Annotated in this window: 18 protein-coding genes; 1 reads left to right on the forward strand and 17 read right to left on the reverse strand. The window is 70.1% G+C overall.

All coding sequences use genetic code 11. The annotated features are described in order from the left end of the window. Nucleotides 1-53: 53 nt before the first annotated feature. From HUV60_RS00310 to HUV60_RS00330, 5 genes are all read right to left on the reverse strand, one after another. On the reverse strand, nucleotides 54-1,265 hold the full coding sequence (locus HUV60_RS00310) for a ketosynthase chain-length factor (RefSeq protein ID WP_257853047.1): 1,212 nt from the start codon (nucleotides 1,263-1,265) through the stop codon (nucleotides 54-56). Then, nucleotides 1,262-2,533, reverse strand: coding sequence for a beta-ketoacyl-[acyl-carrier-protein] synthase family protein (locus HUV60_RS00315; protein WP_257853045.1), 1,272 nt, complete (start codon nucleotides 2,531-2,533; stop codon nucleotides 1,262-1,264). The genes HUV60_RS00310 and HUV60_RS00315 overlap by 4 nt, the downstream gene beginning before the upstream one ends. Further along, nucleotides 2,530-2,859 carry a TcmI family type II polyketide cyclase gene (locus tag HUV60_RS00320; protein WP_257853043.1) on the reverse strand — a complete coding sequence of 110 codons (330 nt, stop codon included), beginning with the start codon at nucleotides 2,857-2,859 and terminating at the stop codon, nucleotides 2,530-2,532. The genes HUV60_RS00315 and HUV60_RS00320 overlap by 4 nt, the downstream gene beginning before the upstream one ends. A gap of 158 nt (nucleotides 2,860-3,017) precedes the next feature. Next, entirely contained in the window at nucleotides 3,018-3,713 is a 696-nt protein-coding gene (locus tag HUV60_RS00325; RefSeq protein ID WP_257853042.1) for an antibiotic biosynthesis monooxygenase, read from the reverse strand. Between the two features lie 49 nt (nucleotides 3,714-3,762). Next, the gene (locus HUV60_RS00330) at nucleotides 3,763-5,205 is read right to left on the reverse strand and encodes an FAD-dependent monooxygenase (protein ID WP_331461965.1); all 1,443 of its coding nucleotides are present in this window, start codon (nucleotides 5,203-5,205) and stop codon (nucleotides 3,763-3,765) included. 196 nt (nucleotides 5,206-5,401) lie between these two features. On the opposite strand from HUV60_RS00330, the gene HUV60_RS00335 reads away from it, so the two are divergent. Beyond that, a complete protein-coding gene (locus tag HUV60_RS00335; protein WP_257853041.1) occupies nucleotides 5,402-5,869 on the forward strand; it encodes a nuclear transport factor 2 family protein in 468 nt (155 codons plus the stop codon). Nucleotides 5,870-5,914: 45 nt separating this feature from the next. Here the strand turns inward: HUV60_RS00335 and HUV60_RS00340 are convergent, their stop codons facing one another. The 12 genes from HUV60_RS00340 to HUV60_RS00395 all read right to left on the reverse strand — a co-directional run bounded on the left by HUV60_RS00340 (nucleotide 5,915) and on the right by HUV60_RS00395 (nucleotide 19,095). Continuing rightward, on the reverse strand, nucleotides 5,915-6,331 hold the full coding sequence (locus HUV60_RS00340; RefSeq protein ID WP_257853040.1) for a pyridoxamine 5'-phosphate oxidase family protein: 417 nt from the start codon (nucleotides 6,329-6,331) through the stop codon (nucleotides 5,915-5,917). 88 nt (nucleotides 6,332-6,419) lie between these two features. Then, nucleotides 6,420-6,548, reverse strand: coding sequence for a hypothetical protein (locus HUV60_RS00345; RefSeq protein WP_257853033.1), 129 nt, complete (start codon nucleotides 6,546-6,548; stop codon nucleotides 6,420-6,422). Between the two features lie 637 nt (nucleotides 6,549-7,185). Continuing rightward, a complete protein-coding gene (locus HUV60_RS00350; protein WP_257853032.1) occupies nucleotides 7,186-8,280 on the reverse strand; it encodes a ParB/RepB/Spo0J family partition protein in 1,095 nt (364 codons plus the stop codon). Nucleotides 8,281-8,448: 168 nt separating this feature from the next. Continuing rightward, nucleotides 8,449-9,342 carry an ABC transporter permease gene (locus HUV60_RS00355; protein WP_257853028.1) on the reverse strand — a complete coding sequence of 298 codons (894 nt, stop codon included), beginning with the start codon at nucleotides 9,340-9,342 and terminating at the stop codon, nucleotides 8,449-8,451. Then, entirely contained in the window at nucleotides 9,329-10,117 is a 789-nt protein-coding gene (locus HUV60_RS00360; RefSeq protein ID WP_257853203.1) for an ABC transporter ATP-binding protein, read from the reverse strand. Before HUV60_RS00360 ends, HUV60_RS00355 begins: the two co-directional genes overlap by 14 nt. 33 nt (nucleotides 10,118-10,150) lie before the next feature. Further along, on the reverse strand, nucleotides 10,151-11,260 hold the full coding sequence (locus HUV60_RS00365) for an aliphatic sulfonate ABC transporter substrate-binding protein (protein WP_257853024.1): 1,110 nt from the start codon (nucleotides 11,258-11,260) through the stop codon (nucleotides 10,151-10,153). A gap of 107 nt (nucleotides 11,261-11,367) precedes the next feature. Next, nucleotides 11,368-12,702 carry a sulfate adenylyltransferase subunit 1 gene (locus HUV60_RS00370; protein ID WP_257853023.1) on the reverse strand — a complete coding sequence of 445 codons (1,335 nt, stop codon included), beginning with the start codon at nucleotides 12,700-12,702 and terminating at the stop codon, nucleotides 11,368-11,370. A 2-nt stretch (nucleotides 12,703-12,704) separates the two neighbouring features. Next, the gene (cysD, locus tag HUV60_RS00375) at nucleotides 12,705-13,652 is read right to left on the reverse strand and encodes a sulfate adenylyltransferase subunit CysD (protein ID WP_257853022.1); all 948 of its coding nucleotides are present in this window, start codon (nucleotides 13,650-13,652) and stop codon (nucleotides 12,705-12,707) included. After that, entirely contained in the window at nucleotides 13,649-14,215 is a 567-nt protein-coding gene (cysC, locus tag HUV60_RS00380; RefSeq protein ID WP_257853021.1) for an adenylyl-sulfate kinase, read from the reverse strand. Before cysC ends, cysD begins: the two co-directional genes overlap by 4 nt. A gap of 195 nt (nucleotides 14,216-14,410) precedes the next feature. After that, entirely contained in the window at nucleotides 14,411-15,889 is a 1,479-nt protein-coding gene (locus HUV60_RS00385) for an FAD-dependent monooxygenase (protein ID WP_257853020.1), read from the reverse strand. A 2-nt stretch (nucleotides 15,890-15,891) separates the two neighbouring features. Continuing rightward, nucleotides 15,892-17,403 (reverse strand): FAD-dependent monooxygenase, encoded by a 1,512-nt coding sequence (locus HUV60_RS00390; protein WP_257853018.1) that lies wholly within the window; start codon nucleotides 17,401-17,403, stop codon nucleotides 15,892-15,894. A gap of 153 nt (nucleotides 17,404-17,556) precedes the next feature. After that, nucleotides 17,557-19,095, reverse strand: a complete 1,539-nt coding sequence (locus HUV60_RS00395; RefSeq protein ID WP_269441101.1) for an alpha/beta hydrolase — start codon at nucleotides 19,093-19,095, stop codon at nucleotides 17,557-17,559. Nucleotides 19,096-19,336: the final 241 nt, after the last annotated feature.

A 19,336-nucleotide genomic window follows, 5' to 3' on the forward strand; every position in this document is an offset into this window, starting at 1 on the left:
TCTCGGGCTCGGTCGGCTGAGCAGTGCTCTCCCGCCGGTGCGCCGCGGGCAGCTCACCGCCCGGCGCGCACGACCATCGCGGAGTTGAACCCGCCGTGGCCCCGGGCCAGCACCAGCACGGTGCGCACGGTGGCCGGGCGCGCCTGGTGCAGAACCAGGTCCAGGTCGTACTCGGGGCAGGGGTCGATGTGGACGGTGGGCGGGATGGTGCCGGCCTGCATCGCCAGCAGCGCGCAGGCCACGTCCAGTGGCGCGGCACCGGAGTACAGGCGGCCGGTCATCGCCTTGGGCACGGTGACCGGGACCCCGCCGGAGCCGAAGACCTCGCTGATCGCCTCGGCCTCGGCACGGTCCAGCTCGGGCACGCCCGCACCGTCGGCGAAGACCGCGTCGACGTCGCCGGGAGCGGCGTTCGCGTCGTCGAGGGCGATGCGGACGGCGGTGCGCAGAGTGGAGCCTCGTCCGCTGCCGGGCGGCGGATCGAAGGTCGCTCCGTACCCGGAGATCTCGCCGTACACCTTGGCGCCGCGGGCGCGGGCCGCGGAGGCGGACTCCATGATGAGGATCGCCCCGCCCTCGCCGGGCACGTAGCCGCGGGCGTCACGGTCGAACGGCAGGTACGCGCGGGTCGGTTCGTCACTGCCGCTCATCCGTCCGCCCGCGAGCTGGGCCACCCAGCCCCACGGGCAGACCGAGGCGTCGACGGCGCCGCACACGATCAGCGGGGTGCCCTTGCGCACCAGCCGCCTGGCCTGCGCCAGCGCGTCCAGGCCGCCGGCCTGGTCGCTGACGACGACGCCGCTGGGCCCCTTCATCCCGTGCCGGATGGAGATCTGGCCGCTGTTGACCGCGTAGAACCAGGCGAAGGACTGGTAGGCGGAGACGAACTGGCTTCCCTTGGCCCACAGTTTCTGCAGCTCGCCCTGGCCGAACTCGAAGCCTCCCGCGTGGCTGGCGGTGACGACTCCCATGTCCAGCGGGTCGAAGGACTCCGGGTCCACGCCGGCGTCCGCGAGCGCCCAGTCCGCCGCGGCCAGCGACAGCCGGGTGACGCGGTCCGTCTGCGGCAGCAGCCTGCCGGGCAGGTGCTCCGCGGCCTCGAACCCGGGTATCTCCCCCGCCAGTTGGGTGGGATAGCCGGAGGGGTCGAAGCGTGTGATGCGACCGATGCCGCTCTTTCCACCAAGGGTCGCCGCCCAGTAGTCGGCGGCTCCCAGGCCGTTCGGGGCGGCGACGCCCATGCCGGTGACCACGACCGGGGTCATATGGTGCTCCTTTGTGCGGAGGTGAGCACCATGGCGCTCTGGAACCCGCCGAAGCCGCTGCCGACCGTCAGCACGGAGTCGACCCGCTGGTCGCGGGCCGTCAGCGGGACGTAGTCCAGGTCGCACTCGGGGTCCGGCGTGTGGAGGTTGGCGGTGGGCGGTACGACGTCGTACTCCATCGCCAGTGCGGAGGCGGCGATCTCGATGGAGCCGATGGCTCCCAGCGAGTGACCCACCATCGACTTGATCGAGCTGACCGGCGTGCGGTAGGCGTGGTCGCCGAGGGCCTTCTTGAACGCGGCGGTCTCGTGCCGGTCGTTCTGCTTGGTGCCGGAGCCGTGGGCGTTGACGTAGTCGATCGCCTCGGGGTTCATCCGGGCCTCGCCCAGGGCGACCCGGATGGCCTCGGCCATCTCCGCGCCGTCCCGTCGCAGTCCGGTCATATGGTAAGCGTTGGAGCGCGTGGCGTAGCCGGCGATCTCGGCGTAGATGTGCGCGTTGCGCCGCCTGGCACTCTCGAGTTCCTCCAGGACGAAGAAGGCGGCGCCCTCGCCGAGCACGAAGCCGTTGCGGGTGCCGTCGAAGGGACGCGAGGCGCGTCCGGGCGCGTCATGCCGCGGTGTGGTCGCCTTGATCGCGTCGAAGCACGCCATGGTGACCGGCGAGATCGGCGCGTCCGACGCCCCGGCGACCATGACGTCGACGGACCCCTCCCGCACCAGCTCGACGGCGTAGCCAACGGCGTCGATGCCGGAGGTGCAGCCGGTGGAGACGACCGTGGCGGGTCCCTCGGCGCCGACCGCCCAGGCCACCTCCGCCGCGAAGGAGCTGGGCACCAGGTAGTTGTACAGGTGCGGGACGGCGTAGCGGTGGTCGACCAGGTCGAGTCGGCCGCCGTCGCTGACGACGCGGTACTCCTCGTCGAGGCCCATGGTGGCGCCCACCGCACTGCCGACGACCACGCCGATCCGGTGAGGTTCGAGCGCGGCCAGCTCAGCGCCGCTGTCCTCGACCGCGCTCCTCGCCGTCACCACGGCGAACTGCGCGGCACGGTCCATCCGCCTTGCCTCCTGCGGGCTGAGCCCGTGTTCGAGGCCGCAGAAGTCGGCCTCGGCCGCCACCCGGGAACGGAACGGCGAGGGATCGAAGAAGGTGATGCCCCGGGTCGCGGTGCGTCCCCCGCTGATGAGCTGCCAGAACTCCTTGCGCCCGAGGCCCCCGGGTGCGAGGACCTCCAGCCCGGTGATGACGACGCGGCGCTCCGTCATGCGCCGGCCTCCCAGGAGTAGAAGCGCCGGGCCATGGCGTCGGCCGGGGAGCGCCAGGTCGCCGGGTCGTAGGCCTCGATGAAGGGCTTCAGGTCCTCGCTGATTCTGACGAAGCGCGGGTCGTCCTTGGCCTCCTCGATCCGCGAACCTCCGTCGTCCGCGTCGAAGTCCTGGAGGTGGAAGTAGAGGCCGCGGTAGGCGAAGAGCTGGCGGCGCCGGGTCCCCATCCGGTGGGGCATGTCCGTGGCGTCGAAATCGGTGAACAGTCGGGCGACGTCGCGGCTGGAGCCAATCGCCATCCGGGCCACGATCAGCGTGCTGTGCATACCTCGCTCCTTGCGGTGGACGCTGTGCACGACGGGGGCGGGGACCGGCGGGCCGGCCGTCGAGCGGCCCGGGGCCGGGCGGGGCGCCCGGCCCCGGAGAGGAACCGGGCGTCCCGTGTGCTCGACGTGCCTGCCCGCGCGGTCGGGCCTGGCGGTGGTTACTCGCCGGCCCCGCGGGTGTGGATCACCCGGTAGGAGTTCCAGTCGCTCTCGGTCTTCAGGGCGTTGACGCGCGCCTCGGACTTCTGACGGACCTCGGACTTCTCCGTCTCCGCCTGGTCACGGTGGGCGTCGTACAGCTCCTTGCTCGCCCACTGCGAGTAGACGACGGCGAAGGGGCCGTCCAGGAAGCGCGCGCGCAGCCCCTTGAAGACGCTGTGCGACCGGTAGCCGGGCGCGTCGACGAGCCAGGACTGGCCCTCGCCCAGTTCCGCGATCAGCTCGTCCTGGTTGCCTTCGGAGACCTTGAAGATCTCGATGACGGTGTAGTCGTCGCGGTCGGGCGAGATCTCGGTCACGTCGCCCTCGGACGGGTGCCGCTGGGTGTGGACAATCTCGCTCTGCAACAGCCGGATCGAGGTCGTGATGTCCTGGAAGACCGGCAGCGTGCGGTGCCTGAACTCCTCGCCGGAGTAACGCTTCTCCAGGTCCTCGCCGCTGCGCCACTGGATGAGGTTGGCGGTTCCCGGGCTGTCCTGGCCGGCGTGCACGGTGGAGGAGATCCACCCCTCGTAGGTTGCGGCGTCGACGATCTTCCGCATCTCCTGGATCAGCTTGTCCTGCTTCTCCGGCTGGTCGGTGGTGAACAGGTTGAGGACGGTCAGGTGCTTGTCCTGGGGGGAGAGGTAGGGCATGGCTTGGTTCACTTCCTGTCAGGAGTGGACGTGGAATGCGCGGCCGGGCTCACCCGACGGGGCCGAACCAGCGCTCCAGTGCTTCGGTCAGGGTGCTCGCACCCTGGTCGGGAGAGATCCAGGCGATGTAACCGTCGGGGCGCAGCAGGATCCCGTCAACCGCAGGCAGGTCCTCGCCGCGTTCTGCCCCGACGGTGTCGACGCGGTCGGACCAGGGCTTGGCGGTGTCCAGCAGCGGGCTGTCGCCGCCGAAGTCGAGCAGGAGTCCCCGGCCGCTGCTCAGCAGGTCGTAGACGGTCGTCCGCTGCCCCTCCCGGGTCAGTCCACCGTCCTCTAGACGCCGGCCGAGCAGCGGGTGCTCACCCGGCCCCACCTCGTGCCGGATGTCGAGTCCCGTGACCATGCCGACGAGGTGACGCTGCACCGACTCGTACTGCGTGAGCTCGGTGAAGACGTCGAGCAGAGGGGTGATCTCGTCGCCGCCGAGGTAGAGGATGCGCTGCGCCAAGGTGTTGGTGAGGATGCGTGCGCCGACCGGGTGCCGCTCCGTGTGGTACGTGTCGAGCAGTCCATCAGGGGCCAGCCCCTTGAGGGCGAGCGCCAGTTTCCACCCGAGGTTGACCGCGTCCTGCACTCCGGCGCTCATGCCCTGGGCACCGATCGGCAGGTGGATGTGCGCGGCGTCGCCCGCCAGGAACACCCGGCCGCGCCGGTACTCGGCGGCCTGCCGGCTCACGTCGGTGGTCGAGCTGACCCACAGCGGGGTGGCTCCGTGGATGTCCTCGCCCGACAGCTTCTGGAAGGTGTCGGCGACCTCGTCGAAGGTGATCGGGTCAGCGCTCTTCCGCAACGGCTCGTCGCGGTCGTAGTAGATGATGCGGCAGCGGTCGGGCCCCAGCGGCAACACCATGATCATGCCCCCGGGCACCCGCTCCCCGGCGAAACGGGGCCGCAGCCGCACGCCGGCGACGTCGGCGAAGCGCAGCTCGATGGCCGGCCCGGTGCCGGGGAAATCGATCCCGGCGGCCCTGCGCACGGCGCTGCGGGCGCCGTCGCACCCGATGGCGTACCGCCCGCGCAGCTCGCCGCCGTCGGCCCCGGAGAGCTGCAACGTCACGCCGTCGTCGTCCTGGACCAGGCCGGTGACCTCGACGGACCGGCGGATCCGGGCGCCCTTCTCGGTGGCCCAGCCGGCCAGCATCGCCTCGGTGCGGGACTGGGGTATGCCCCGTGCGCCGTAGGAACCGCCGCTGAGCACCCGGTAGTCGAGCGGCACCCCGCCGAAGTGCCCGGCGGGGATGACGTCGACCTCACCGAGGCGGGACAACAGTCCACGCTGCCCGAATTCCTCGATGGTGCGCGCGGAGAATCCGAGAGCACGTGACTGCTGCATCGGCTCAGCGAGCCGGTCGACCACGAGAACGGAAATTCCGTGCAGGCCGAGCTCACCGGCGAGCATGAGTCCGGTGGGGCCGGCACCTACGATGATCACGTCCGTGTCATAGTTGTCCATCGTCGCCCATCTGCCCTCTTCTGGTTGATGTTCCACGAGTATGGACAGCACCGGACCGGGCGGTAAAGAGATATCGGTACAGGGCTTCTACAGGCCAGTACAGAAGCGTGCCGAAAATGTCAGATCTTCTACAGGCGGGGTTGGTCGAAACGTCTTTCTGGGCTCATGCTCAAGCATGACCTCAACTGACGATGAATCATTCGCTCCGGGCGCGGCCATGGCGGACGCCTTTACAGTGGGCGGACTGCTGGATCGGTATCTCCTCGCATTGGACAGCGAAAAGCTGGACGACGTGTGGGCGCGCAGCCTCTTCACCGCGGACGCCGTCGTCGCGTTCCCTCTGAGCCAGCACGAGGGAATAGACGGACTCTCGGAATGGCACCGCAACTCGCTGGCGCATTTCGCACGCACCCAGCACCTGAATTCTCCCGCGGTGGTGGACTGCGCGGGAGACGAGGCGACGCTCCGCGCCAATCTCGTCTCCACACATGTCCACCATCCCGGCGGCAGGGGACCCGAGTTGTTCACCGCAGGCACCTCGGTGAGCGGCGCGGCCCGCCGCACCCCGGACGGCTGGCGGCTCACCCGGCTGTCGTTCGGACTGATCTGGGTGGACGGCGAGCCGCCCGGCGCGCGCGGCTGATCCCCGGCCGGCCCGCCGCACGCGTGGTCACGCGAAGGTGCGCCCTCAGCAGTTGAGGCTCAGCACACGGTCGACCGCGATCTCCACGACCACTCGTCCCGGCGGGTTCGGCGGCCCGGAGCAGTAGCGTTCGGCGTAGCGGCGGACCCCTTCGGCGACGCGCTCGGGGACGTCAAAGACAAGGGCGGTGCCCTCGAGGGTGACCCAGCGGAAGCCGTCCACCTGGCAGAGCGCGACGCGTGCCTGCGGTGTGGCCAGCACGTTCCTGACCTTGCGCGTCGTGTTCACCGTCAGGACGCGGGCAACGCCCGCCCAGGGGTCCCAAGTGAACCGCACGGGCGTCAGGTGGGGCGACCCGTCGGGTCTCAGCGTGGTCAGCACGGCGGTCTGCGGCGCCGTGAGGAACTCGTTGACCGAGGGGGACACCGTCGTCGTGCTGCCGCGCTGCGGGGAGAGCGTCATCGTCTTGGATTCCTCTTTCGGTCACCGGCGCAACGCGCCCTGGTATACCACCGTCGCGGTTCGTCGGCCGTGCCGGAAAGGTGGTCGGTCAGTCGATTCCACGGACCACGTTCGGCTCCGACGGGTCGTCCTCGTCGTCGTCCACCCCGGCGAGCCGGAGCACCGGCGCCGCCCCTTCGACACCGCGTGCCTGCCGCTCACGTTCGCCCTCGTCCATGGGCCTCTCCTCCCGCGACCGTGCGCCCTGCGGAGCCCGACTGCTCCACCCGGCAACGTTGGCAAGCCGCTCTGGAGGCTGGGCGGATGCGCGACTGGAGCCCGCCTCGACACCGCGTCGACCGGAGCGGGGAGCGCGTGACCGTTCCCCCGGCGTGCGGTGACCGGCGAGGCGGGAGTGTACGGAGCGGGACTGCGGGCTTGCCGGGGGCGCGGTGCCGCCGCAAGGGCTCGGGAGCAGCCGGGCAGCAGCACTCTGACGGCTCGGCGGCCGTGGTACTGCCGTGAGGCGCGGGCGCAACTCGGTACGCACGGCGCGACGGCGGCACGAGGCGTCCTCGGCTGCGGTGCCACCGTGAGGCGCGGGCGCCGCCCGGTGCGCACGGGATCCGCCCATGGCCGGCTTGATCAGACGTCTCCTGCACGGGGGGTACGAAGCCCTGCGGGCCCACGGCGCCATCCACATGCCGGGAGCCTGGGCCCCACGAGCACACCGTCGCCGGACGAGGAGCCGACGAGGCCGCACGGCCCGCCCACGGCCCATCCGGAACGGCTCCGCCCGGACGTCGCCCTGCCCCTGGTGGAGTACACGCCCAAACGGCAGCTGGAAGCCGGATCCTGACACCCCCGCCGGGACGTCACACCGCTTCCTGCCGGCTCCTCAGCCGCTCGGCGAACAGGCTCCATTCCTTGCTGACGCTCTCCGCGATGGGAGCGATGACACTGAGCCAGTGCGTCGGAATGGCGTTCACGAGTTCCTGCCACCCGCCCGGATCGGTCGCGTGCAGCGCCATCCACTGGAGAAACTCCTTGCCGCCCTCGGTGTACCGGATGCACGGGTCGTTGGCCACTTTGGCCGCGACCACCTCCCAGGCAGAGGGCACGCCGGTGGGGTTTCCGCACCGCAAGGGCGTCCCGTCGGTGTCCGGAGCGTCGACACGGCCCGCCACCGGAGCGGCGTCCGCGACCCGGTCGGCCGGGTGCACAGCCAGCCGTGCACCCGGCCCCCGGAGCCCGTTCCGCTCCGGGCTGATACCACGGCGCAGCCGGGCGCTCACGTCATGGACCGTGCCGAGGGACACGCCGGTCTCCCTGGCAACTTCCCGGAGCGTGGCGTTCGGATGGGCGTTGATGTATTCGGCAGCGCGGCGCCGGCCCTCGCCGGCGGTCACCGAGCGCAGCTTCCCGTCGCGGCCGAGGCGTTTCCCGCCGGACGGTGTGCCGCCCGCGGAACGGTCGCGCAGTGACGCGATCGTCTTCGCGCTCAGTCCCGTGACGCTCGCAAGGGCACGGTCGGACCATTCGGGATGCGCCGACAGAACGCGTTCGGCTCCGGAAACGCGATCGGTCTTCGACAACGGCAGTCCGTGCGAGCTGTTGGCCTTCATGGCGAGGACGAGCGCTTCGGCGTCCGTGCAGTCGACGAAACGTGCTTTTATGCTGTGGTCGCCGCGGAGCTTCGCGGCCTCCAGCCTGTGCAGCCCGTCGATGACACGCCAGCCGTCTTTCCGAACGAGAATGGGCGGCAATTCCGAATGACCCGATGCGTCGATGAGCATTTGGACGTGAACGGCGTTGATCCCGCCCTGACGCAGATGCAGTCCGGGCGACAACGCATGTACCGGGAGTTCCTGTGCCGGCGTCTTCTCGATGTTCTTGGAATTGAGTCCGTCACCGGCCGCCGATTCTCCGTACCTCAACCTGGCGGAACTGAAGCCGTCTGCGATCACCATAGCCCGCCCATCTTTGAAAGCCATCCGGTGTGCCCTTCTCTGCTGCCGTTCCTGACGAGGGTCGCAGCGGGGTCTTTAGCCGCAGTCGAGGGTTGGTTGACGAGCCTCGGGCCGCGGCCAGGCGGATGGATAAGGAGCGTTGAGGGCGACGAGAGCCTCCGGAATGGCTCAGCTCTTCACCAGCAGGCCGCGGCTGCGCAGGACCCATCGTTCCAGGGGGCTGAAAATGAGCAGGTCGATGGCGACGCCGACGATGAGGATGAGCAGGATGGCTTCGAAGACCATGGCCATGTCACTGGCGTTGCGGCCGTTCTCGAGCAACTGGCCGAGGCCGACGCCGAGGTCGGGGAAGGAAGCAATGATCTCGGCGGCCATGAGCGAGCGCCAGGAGAACGCCCAGCCCTGCTTGAGACCGGCGACGTAGCCGGGCAGGGCGGCGGGGAGCACGATGTACCAGGTGCCTTTCAGACCGGTGGCGCCCATGGTGCGCCCGGCCCGCAGGAACAGCGGCGGCACCTGGTCGACGCCGGAGACGAGGCCGTTGGCGATGGAGGGGACCGCGCCGAGCAGGATCACGGCATACATCATCGAGTTGTTCAGGCCCAGCCAGATCACCGCGGGCGGCACCCAGGCGACGGAAGGCAGGGATTGCAGGCCGGACAGGATCGGGCCGATCGCCGCGCGGATGAACTTCACCCGGGCGACGAGCAGGCCCAGGGGGGTGCCGATGATCAGGGCGAGGCAGAAGCCGAGCAGGCCGCGCGAGACGCTGGTCCAGATGTAGCCGAGGAGTTCGCCTTCCAGCCACGCCTGCTGCACCACGTCCCACACCGCACCCGGGGAGGGCAGCTTGCTGGGGTCGTCGACGACCTTGAAGGAGACCAGCGCCTGCCACACCACCAGCACGAGCGCGACGGCGGTGATGGGGGGCAGGATCTTTTCCCGCAGGGTCTGCGCGAGAGGCTTGCGGGTCTGCTGCTGCGTCTCGAGGGCGTCGAGTCCTGCTTCGAGGCCGGCGAGGTCGTTGCCGTCCTCGGCCGCCGTCGTGTCAGTGCTGGCCATGTCGGCGGATCTCCCCCCGCAGTTGTTCGGTGATCTCGACGGACAGCTCCGCGACGGCGGTGTCCTCGATGCGGCGTGGCTGCGGTATGTCCACGGTCCACTCGCGGGCGATGCGCCCGGGGCGGGAGGACAGCAGGATCACGCGCTGGGCGAGGCGCACGGCCTCGCGCACGTTGTGGGTGACGAACAGCACCGACACCTGCGTCTCACGCCAGATCCGGGTCAGCTCGTCGTGCAGCACATCCCGCGTGATGGCGTCGAGGGCGGCGAAGGGTTCGTCCATCAGCAGCAGGTTGCTCTCCTGCGCCAGTGCACGCGCCAGCGCAACCCGCTGGCGCATGCCACCGGACAACTCGTGTACCCGCTTGCCATAGGCACCCTTCAAGCGGACGAGCTCCAGGAGCTCTTCGGCGCGTTCGCGTCGCTCCTGTTTGGCGACGCCGCGGAGTTTGAGGGCGAGTTCGATGTTCTTGCCGGCGGTCAGCCAGGGAAACAGGGCGTGTTCCTGGAACATCAGCGCGGGTCGGCCGTCGGTGGTGATGTCTCCGGCGGTGGGCCGGTCGAGGCCTGCGACGAGGTTGAGCAGGGTGGATTTACCGCAGCCCGAGGCTCCCAGGAGGGTGACGAACTCGCCGGGTGCGGCATCGAGGCTGATGTCGTCCAGCACGAGCTGCTGCCCGGCGGAGCCCGGGAACGACTTCGAGACGTGCTCGATGCGGGCGGCGTGGAGGGCCGTCGCGGTGCCGTCACCGGCCTTGGCGAGGGTCGTGGCCATGGTCGTCGCCTCCTGGAAACTCATCGGGACGGGTTACTTGACGCCGAGACCGGCGTCGTCGACCGCGCTCCCACCGGCGGTCTTGAGGACCTTGTTGAGCAGCGTGAGGTCGTAGATGCCGGTCAGGTCGGGCTTGTCGAGCAGGCCGGCCTTGACGGCGTGAGCCGCTTGGGTGTCGAGGGTGGCGGCCAGCGGGTCGTTGATGAAGTCGATCGACTCCCACGCCGGGTCCAGCACCTCCACGGGCAAGGGCTTGCCGGAGTCGGCTTCCAACTGCTTGTTGGCGGAGGCCTTGGCTTCGGCGGGGTTGGCGTCGATCCACTTGTTGGTCTCCACCGACGCCTTCAGTACCGCCTCGACGACCTTGGGGTGCTCGGTGAGGAACTTCTGCGACACTATGGTGTTCGTGATGACGAACTTGCCGTCGGGCCACAGCGTCCTCTCGTCCAGCAGGACCTTTCCGCCCTCGGCGGCCAGCTTCGACGCGATTGGCTCCGGCACCCACGCACCGTCGACGGAACCGGCCTTGTAGGCGTCCGGAGTGACCTTGTTGTCACTGCGCACCACGGTCACGTCGCCCTTGCCGCTTTGCGGGTCGACCTTCCAGCCCTGCTCCGCCGCCCAGTTGAGGAAAGCCACGTCCTGGGTGTTGCCGAGCTGCGGGGTGGCGATCTTCTTTCCCTTGACGTCCATCAGGGACTTGATCTTCCCGGGGTTGACGACCAGCTTCACACCGCCGGAAGCCGAACCACCGATGACCCGCAGGTTCTTGCCCCCCGACTTGGTGAACCCGTTGATCGCCGGAGACGGACCGATCCAGCCGATGTCGATCGAACCGGAGTTCAGTGCCTCGATCTCGGACGGACCGGCGTTGAACGTCGCGTACTCCGCCTTCGTGGCGCCCAGCGCCTTCTGGAAGAACCCCTTCTGGTTCCCCACCAACGCGGTCGCGTGAGTAAGGTTGCCCAAGTAGCCGATCTTGACGGAGTCGAGACCGTCGATCTTCTCCGCGCCGGCAGCGACCTTCGCGGTGTCGTCGGCCTCGGCCTCGGAGCCGTAGCCGCAGGCGGCGAGGGCGAACAGGGGAAGGGCGGCGAGGGCCGCGGCGCCGCGGCGGCGCAAGGTGAAGCGGTTGGCAGGCACGGGGGATCTTCCTCTCGTCGGCCCGGGTCCCTGACGGCCGGGGGCACCACTGCCGACACGATCGCCCTCCTTCGCGGACCTTGCGTGGTGGTCGGCGGGACGCATGCTCAGAAGCCCCACCCGTCGTCCTCCGCCCTGTCCCTGGCCGGATGCGGGGCGGCGAAGGACGCGCCGACCATGCCCGCGGTGAGCGTGGTGCCGTCGCTCGGGTCGATCAGGATGAACGAGCCGGTGCGCCGTGAGTCGGCGTAGGAGTCGACCGGCAGCGGCTCGGCGGTGCGGATCTTCACCCGGCCGATGTCGTTGGCGGCGAGCGTGCCGGGGTGCGGATGCAGCGACAGGTCGTCCAGCGTCAGCCGGGCCGGGATGTCCTTCACGATCGCCTTGACCGTGCGGGTGCCGTGTTTGAGCAGCACCCGGTGGCCGACCGTCAGGGGCTGGTCGGCGACGTGGCAGACGGTGGCCTCGACGTCCTGCGTGGTGGCCGGCGCGTCCTTGCTCGGCACGAGCAGGTCGCCGCGGGAGATGTCGATGTCGTCGGCCAGCAGCAGCGTCACCGACTGCGGCGTCCAGGCCGTCTCCACGGGCGTGCCCAGCAGGTCGATCCCGGTGACCGTCGTGGTCCGGCCGGACGGCAGCACGGTCACCTCGTCGCCGACGCGGAACGTGCCCGCGGCGATCTGGCCGGCGTATCCCCGGTAGTCGGGGTGCTCGGCGCTCTGCGGCCGGATCACGTACTGCACGGGCAGCCGGGCGTGGCAGTGCGTCAGGTGGTGGCTGACCGGCACTGTCTCCAGGTGCTCCAGGACGGTCGGGCCGCCGTACCAGTCCATGTGTGCGGACGGCTCCACCACGTTGTCGCCGGCGAGTGCCGAGATCGGGATCGCGGTGACCTCCGGAACGCCCAGCTCGGTGGCGTACGCCGTGAATTCCTCGGCGATCCGTGCGAACACGGCCTCCTCGTAGTCCACCAGGTCCATCTTGTTGACGGCGAGGACGACATGGGGCACGCGCAGCAGGGCGGCGATGGCCGCGTGACGGCGGGTCTGCTCGACGACGCCGTTGCGGGCGTCGACCAGGATCACCGTCAGCTCGGCGGTGGAGGCACCGGTGACCATGTTGCGGGTGTACTGCACGTGCCCCGGGGTGTCGGCGAGGATGAACCGGCGCCGAGGGGTGGCGAAGTAGCGGTAGGCCACGTCGATGGTGATGCCCTGCTCCCGCTCGGCCCGCAGCCCGTCGGTGAGCAGGGCCAGGTCGGGAGCCTCCTGGCCGCGGCTCGCCGACGCCCGCTCCACGGCCTCCAGCTGGTCGGTGAGGACCGACTTGGAGTCGTGCAGCAGCCGGCCCACCAGGGTGGACTTGCCGTCGTCGACGGAACCGGCGGTGGCGAACCGCAGCAGGGTGGTCTCTGCGAGCGCCTCGCTCGTGATCGTGCTCATGTCTAGAAGTACCCCTCGCGCTTGCGGTCTTCCATCGCGGCCTCGGAGAGCTTGTCGTCGGCGCGGGTCGCGCCGCGCTCGGTCAGCCGGGAGGCGGCGATCTCGGTGATCACCTTCTCGATGGTGTCGGCGTCGGAGTCGACCGCGCCGGTGCAGGACATGTCGCCCACCGTCCGGTAGCGCACCTGCCGCTTCTCGACACTCTCGCCGTCCTTCGGGCCGCCCCACCCTCCGGCGGTCAGCCACATGCCGCCCCGCTGGAACACCTCGCGTTCGTGGGCGAAGTAGATCTCCGGCAGTTCGATGCCCTCGCGGGCTATGTACTGCCACACGTCCAGCTCGGTCCAGTTGGACAGCGGGAAGACCCGGACGTGCTCACCGGGCGCGTGCCGGCCGTTGTAGAGGTTCCACAGCTCGGGCCGCTGACGGCGCGGGTCCCACTGGGAGAACTCGTCGCGCAGGGAGAACACCCGCTCCTTCGCGCGGGCCTTCTCCTCGTCCCGCCGGCCGCCACCGAACACGGCGTCGAACCGCTCCTGCTGGATCCTCTCCGTCAGCGGGACCGTCTGCAGCGGGTTGCGGGTGCCGTCGGGGCGCTCGCGCAGCACACCGCGGTCGATGTAGTCCTGCACCGAGGCGACGTGCAGCCGCAGCCCGTGCCGGCCCACCGCGCGGTCCCGGTAGTCCAGGACCTCGGGGAAGTTGTGCCCGGTGTCCACATGCAGCAGCGAGAAGGGCACCGGCGCCGGCGTGAACGCCTTCAGCGCCAGGTGCAGCATGACGATCGAATCCTTGCCACCCGAGAACAGCACCACCGGGTTCTCGAACTCGCCCGCGACCTCACGGAAGATGTGCACCGCCTCCGACTCCAGCGCGTCCGGGTGCGAGAGGGCGTGCGGGGTGTCCGTGCCCCCGTCGTCCCCCGTCTCCGGGTCGACGGTCGGCGTCATAACAGTCCCCTTTCGGTGAGCACGGCGTACACCGCGGCGGCGGACTCCTGGACGGTCTGGTGCTGCGACTCGATGCGCAGGTCCGGCGACGCGGGCTCCTCGTACGGGTCGTCCACCCCGGTGAGGCCCTTCAGCTCCCCGGCGGCCTGCTTGGCGTAGAGGCCCTTCACATCCCGCTCGCTGCACACCTCGACGGGGGTGGCGACATGCACCTCGGCATACGGTGTGCCGTTGCTGTCGTGGTGCTTGCGTACCGCCTCCCGGCTGTCGGCGTAGGGCGCGATCACCGGGACCAGCGCCAGCACGCCGTTGCGGGCGAGCAGTTCGGCGACGAATCCGATGCGCTGCACGTTGGTGTCCCGGTCCTCACGGGAGAAGCCGAGGCCCGCGGAGAGGAACTCGCGGACCTCGTCGCCGTCCAGGACCTCCACGCGGTGGCCCCCCGCACGGAGCCGGCCGGCCAGCTCGTAGGCAATGGTGGTCTTGCCGGCGCTCGGCAGACCGGTGAGCCAGACGGTGACTCCGGTCGTCACGTGTGTCTCCTGGGGGTTGGTGGTCGTCATCCGTGCAGCTCGTACTCGTCTCGCCGCGGGCCCGGCCGTGCGCGGGTCGCGGCACAGACCGGGGATCGCGGTCGAGCGGTTCCGGTCCGTACACGGCGTCCCGCTCGGCGACCGTCCGCGGCCCGGGCATGAGGGATCGAGGTGTCTCACGGCCTCGGTCGCGTCGCGGAGGCCGGTGGTCTCATGGTGCGAGGGCTAGGCAGGCTGTGCGGTGGCGCGGGTGGTGCCGAACCAGTGGGCGAGTACGTCGGTCAGGTCGCCGTCGCTGCCGGGGGACGTCCAGGCGACGTAGCCGTCGGGCCTGACGAGCACCGCCTCCGGCGCGGCCTTTGGGCCGTCCGCCCAGGCGCCGGTGACGATGTCGATCCGGTCCGCCCAGTCCTCGGCCGACTGCGCGGCCGCGCCCGCGCCGTCTGTGGCGACGAGCACGCCACGCGCGGAGTGCAGCAGACCGGCGATCCGGGTCCGGCTGCCGTCGGACAGGACCAGTTCGCGGTCGGGCGGCATGCGCCTGCCCAGCAGCGGGTGATCCCCCGGCCCCATGCCGTAGCGGATGCCCAGCCCGCTGAGGATACCGGCCAGGTGCGCCGCCGCGTCCTTGTGCGCCACCAACTCGCTCAGCACACCGCGCAGCGGAGCCGTCTCCTCGCCGGTGAGCCGTAGTTCGATCGCGGCGCGGGCGTTGCGCGCCAGTTGCTGCCCGATCGGGTGGCGTTCGGCGTGGTAGGTGTCGAGCAGCCCTTCGGGCGCCCAGCCGTTGACCGCCGCCGCCAGCTTCCAGCCGAGGTTCACCGCATCCTGCACGCCCACGCTCAGCCCCTGCGCCATCGCCGGCGGCTGTACGTGCGTGGCGTCACCCGCGAGGAACACCCGGCCGCGCCGGTACTCGGCGGCCACCCGGGAGGCGTCGGTGAAACAGCTGATCCAGCGGCACTGCCCGTGGTGGATGGACTCGCCGGTGAGCCGCTGCCACGCGTCGGCGAGTTCGGTGTACGACAGCGAGTCCCGGTCCTTCGGCCGCATGCCCCTCTCGTACGCGACGACCCGGGTGACGCCGTTCTCCAGGTCCATCGCCATGATCATGCTGCCGTCCGGCAGGTTCTCGCCGATGCGCCGACGACGGGTCTCGATGCCGGTCACGTCGGCCGTGTAGAAGCCGCGCGTGGGCTCCGGGCCGGGGAAGTCGATGCCGACCAGCTTGCGAATGGTGCTCCGTCCGCCGTCGCAGCCGACCACGTACCGGGCGGTGTCCTCGCCGCGGCCCTCCGGCCCCTCGAAGCTCACGACGACGCCCTCCGGCGTCTCGCGCACACCGGTCACCTCGTACCCGCGGCGCACCGGCACCCCGAGCTCGGCCGCCCAGTCCTCCAGCATCCGCTCGGTGCGGAACTGGGAGACTCCCCTGGCGCCGCGGTGGTTCTCGTCCAGCATGCCGAGGTCGATCGGCACCCCGCCGAAGTGGCTGTCGGCGGGCTCCGTCTCGCCGAGCCTGCCGAGCAGCCCTCGCTGGTCGAAGCTCTCGGCTGTGCGCCGGGTGAAGCTGGCGCCGCGGGACTCCCGCGGCGGGGCGGGCAGCTTCTCGTAGACGACGACGTCGACGCCGCCGAGGCGCAGTTCGCCGGCCATCATCAGCCCGACAGGACCCGCGCCGACGACTATCACGTCCCTGGTCATGCTCACGCTCCTGTCCGGTGGGTGCCGCTGGTTGCAGGCTGTGCGGTGGCGCGGGTGGTGCCGAACCAGTGGGCGAGTACGTCGGTCAGGTCGCCGTCGCTGCCGGGGGACGTCCAGGCGACGTAGCCGTCGGGCCTGACGAGCACCGCCTCCGGCGCGGCCTTTGGGCCGTCCGCCCAGGCGCCGGTGACGATGTCGATCCGGTCCGCCCAGTCCTCGGCCGACTGCGCGGCCGCGCCCGCGCCGTCTGTGGCGACGAGCACGCCACGCGCGGAGTGCAGCAGACCGGCGATCCGGGTCCGGCTGCCGTCGGACAGGACCAGTTCGCGGTCGGGCGGCATGCGCCTGCCCAGCAGCGGGTGATCCCCCGGCCCCATGCCGTAGCGGATGCCCAGCCCGCTCACGATACCGGCCAGGTGCGCCGCCGCGTCCTTGTGCGCCACCAACTCGCCCAGCACACCGCGCAGCGGGTCCATGTCGGCGTCGCCGAGGTACAGCATCGACGCCGCCTGGGCGTTGCGAATCAGTTGCTGCCCGATCGGGTGGCGTTCGGCGTGGTAGGTGTCGAGCAGCCCTTCGGGCGCCCAGCCGTTGACCGCCGCCGCCAGCTTCCAGCCGAGGTTCACCGCATCCTGCACGCCGGCGCTGAGCCCCCAAGCGGCCAGCGGCGGCATCTCGTGCGCGGCGTCGCCTGCCAGGAGCACCCGGCCGCGCCGGTACTCGTCGGCCAGGCCGGCCGCGTTGCCGCAGGCCCACATCCACTGTGCCTCGGCATGGTGGACGGACTCGCCGGTGAGCCGCTGCCACGCGTCGGCGACCTGCGCGAACGTCAGCGAGTCGGGGTTCTGGTGAGGGGGCAGGCCCTTGTCGTGGATGACGATGCGGTAGCGGCCGTCGCCCAGGGGCGTGCACACCACCATGTGGCCGCCGGGCAGGCGTTCACCGATGGGCCGCGGGCGCAGCGTCACACCGGTGATCTCCGCGGTGTACATGCCCCGGGTGGCCTCCCAACCCTGAGCAGGGATGCCCGCCGCCGCGCGGACGGTGCTCCGGGGGCCGTCGCAGCCGACCACGTACCGGGCGGTGTCCTCGCCGCGGCCCTCCGGCCCCTCGAAGCTCACGACGACGCCCTCCGGCGTCTCGCGCACACCGGTCACCTCGTACCCGCGGCGCACCGGCACCCCGAGCTCGGCCAGCCGACCGCCCAGCATGCCTTCGGTCCGGGCCTGGGACAGACCCAGCACGCCGCTGTGGTTCTCGTCCAGCATGCCAAGGTCGAAACGGACACCGCCGAAGTGTCCCATCGGGCCCCACCGGAATTCACCGAGCTGGGGAAGCAGTCCGCGCTGGTCCAGCGATTCGGCTGCCCGTCGGTTGAAGCCGAGCGCGCGGGATTCCCCGGACGGGGCGGCGAGCTTGTCGTAGACGGTGACATTCACACCGCCCAAGTGGAGTTCGCAGGCCAGCATCAATCCGACCGGCCCGGCACCGACAATTATTACGCCAGTTTCCATTTTCGACCTTCCACGCGGGGCGGCTGAGGAATCGTCGGTGTCAAACTACACATCACCATGTTCCGCTGCAATGACGTGATGAATTCATAAGTCGGGCCGGTCACTTGGGCGTTCAACCGCGGATTTCACGCGGTTGAACGTGGAGGACGGGTTCTACGGTGTCGGCACCGGCGCCGGGTTGGCCTCGCAGGTGGCGTCGGCGCCCTTGCCGGAAGCTGGGCGGCTGCCGTCCCTCAGGTAGGCGCTGACGTAGCCGTTGACGCACGTGTTGGCGTTGCGGGACAGGGACGTTTCGTGCTCGTAGCCGTTGCGCTCCAGCACCAGCCGGGAGTTGGGAAACCGCTTGTGCACGTCGTGGGCGCCCGCCAGCGGGGACCCGGCTACGTGCTGACCTTGCACCACCAGGACGTCCACCCCCTTGGCGCCGACCTTCTGCGGCTTGCCCGCGGGCACCGGCCAGAAGGCGCACGGCGCATTGTACCAGACATTGTACCAGGTCAGGAAGGTGTTGCCGGCCCGGTACTGGCGTGAGTAGTCGTTGTGCCAGCGCTTCCAGTTGCGCGGCCAGGGCGAGTCGCTGCACTGGACCGCGTTGTACATGGCCTGCTTGTTCTGCGTCGGGTAGCCCGGGTCGTTGAAGTTGGCCTTCAGCCCCGCCGGGTCCTTGCGCAGCACCCAGTCGGCCAGCGCCTTGGTGTGGCCGACCCAGGAGGAGCGGCGGTACAGGTTGACCAGAAACACCTCGGTGTACTCGGCCGGGCCGATCCTGCCGTCGACCGGCGCCTCGCGCACCATTGCCATGCCTTCGTAGTACTTCGCCTCGACCTCGGCCCGGGTCGCGCCCAGGTGGTAGGTCGCGTCGTGCCCGGCGATCCAGGAGAAGTAGTTCTCGGCGCTCTTCTCGAAGGTCACGTTCTGCTCGAGGACGCCCTTGTACCAGCCGTTGCTGGGCTGCACCACGGTGTCCAGCACCATCCGGCGCACCCGGCCCGGGAAAATCGAGGCGTAGACCGAGCCTAGGTACGTGCCGTAGTCCCAGCCGAAGTAGGTGAGTTGCTCCTGACCGAGTGCCTGACGGATCAGGTCCATGTCGCGGGCGGCGTCCTTGGTGCTGAGGAAGTTGAGCGCGTCACCGTAGGCGCGGCCACAGCTTTCGGCGAAGTCACGGGCCTTGTTCAGCCACGTCCGCTCCTCGGCGGCCGTGCTCGGCACCAGGTCGGGACGGGCCGCGCCCGGCCAGACGTAGGTCGGTTCGCAGGTGACCATCGGCTCACTGGCCCCGGTACCGCGCGGGTCGAAGCCGATCCAGTCGTAGGTGGCGCCGACGGCCGGGGACAGCCCGGACGTGCCCTTGGCGAACCGGGTGGGCAGGTCACGCCCGAACTGGCCGGGCCACTGACCCCGGTTCAGCAGCACGATGCCCTGGTACTGATCGTCCGGCACGGTGTGCTTGGCGCGGGTCAGCGCCAGCTTTATCTTCCGGCCGCCCGGTCGGCCGTGGTCGAGCGGGACCTCGAGCGAGCCGCATTCCAGCCCTTTCAGGTAACCCCCGATGACCGGGTCGTCGTCCGGGCAGGGCGACCAGGAGACGCCGGTCACCGGCAGGTCGGCCGACGCCTTCGCCGGTGCCGCGACAGCCGCGCCTGCCAAACCGGTGGCAGCCGCCATCGTAATTGCTAGGAACTTCCTCACGTGATCCCCTTCTTGAGCGCAGGCCCGCCGCCGGACCCGAATCACGGGCAGGTCGACGAACCCGATTTTTACGGGCATTTACAGGGGGGCGGCGAGAGACTATCGGAGTGAGAAGTGGCGTGAAAACAACTACGGTTGAACACCGACTGCGGTCAAGCGAGGCTGGAATGGCACCCCGGGCCGACCACGGAAAATAACCGTCATCGGGCGGACCGTAAACGCGAAAAACCCCGCGGAGCAG

It is taken from the genome of Streptomyces sp. KMM 9044 (assembly GCF_024701375.2).
Classification (GTDB): domain Bacteria; phylum Actinomycetota; class Actinomycetes; order Streptomycetales; family Streptomycetaceae; genus Streptomyces.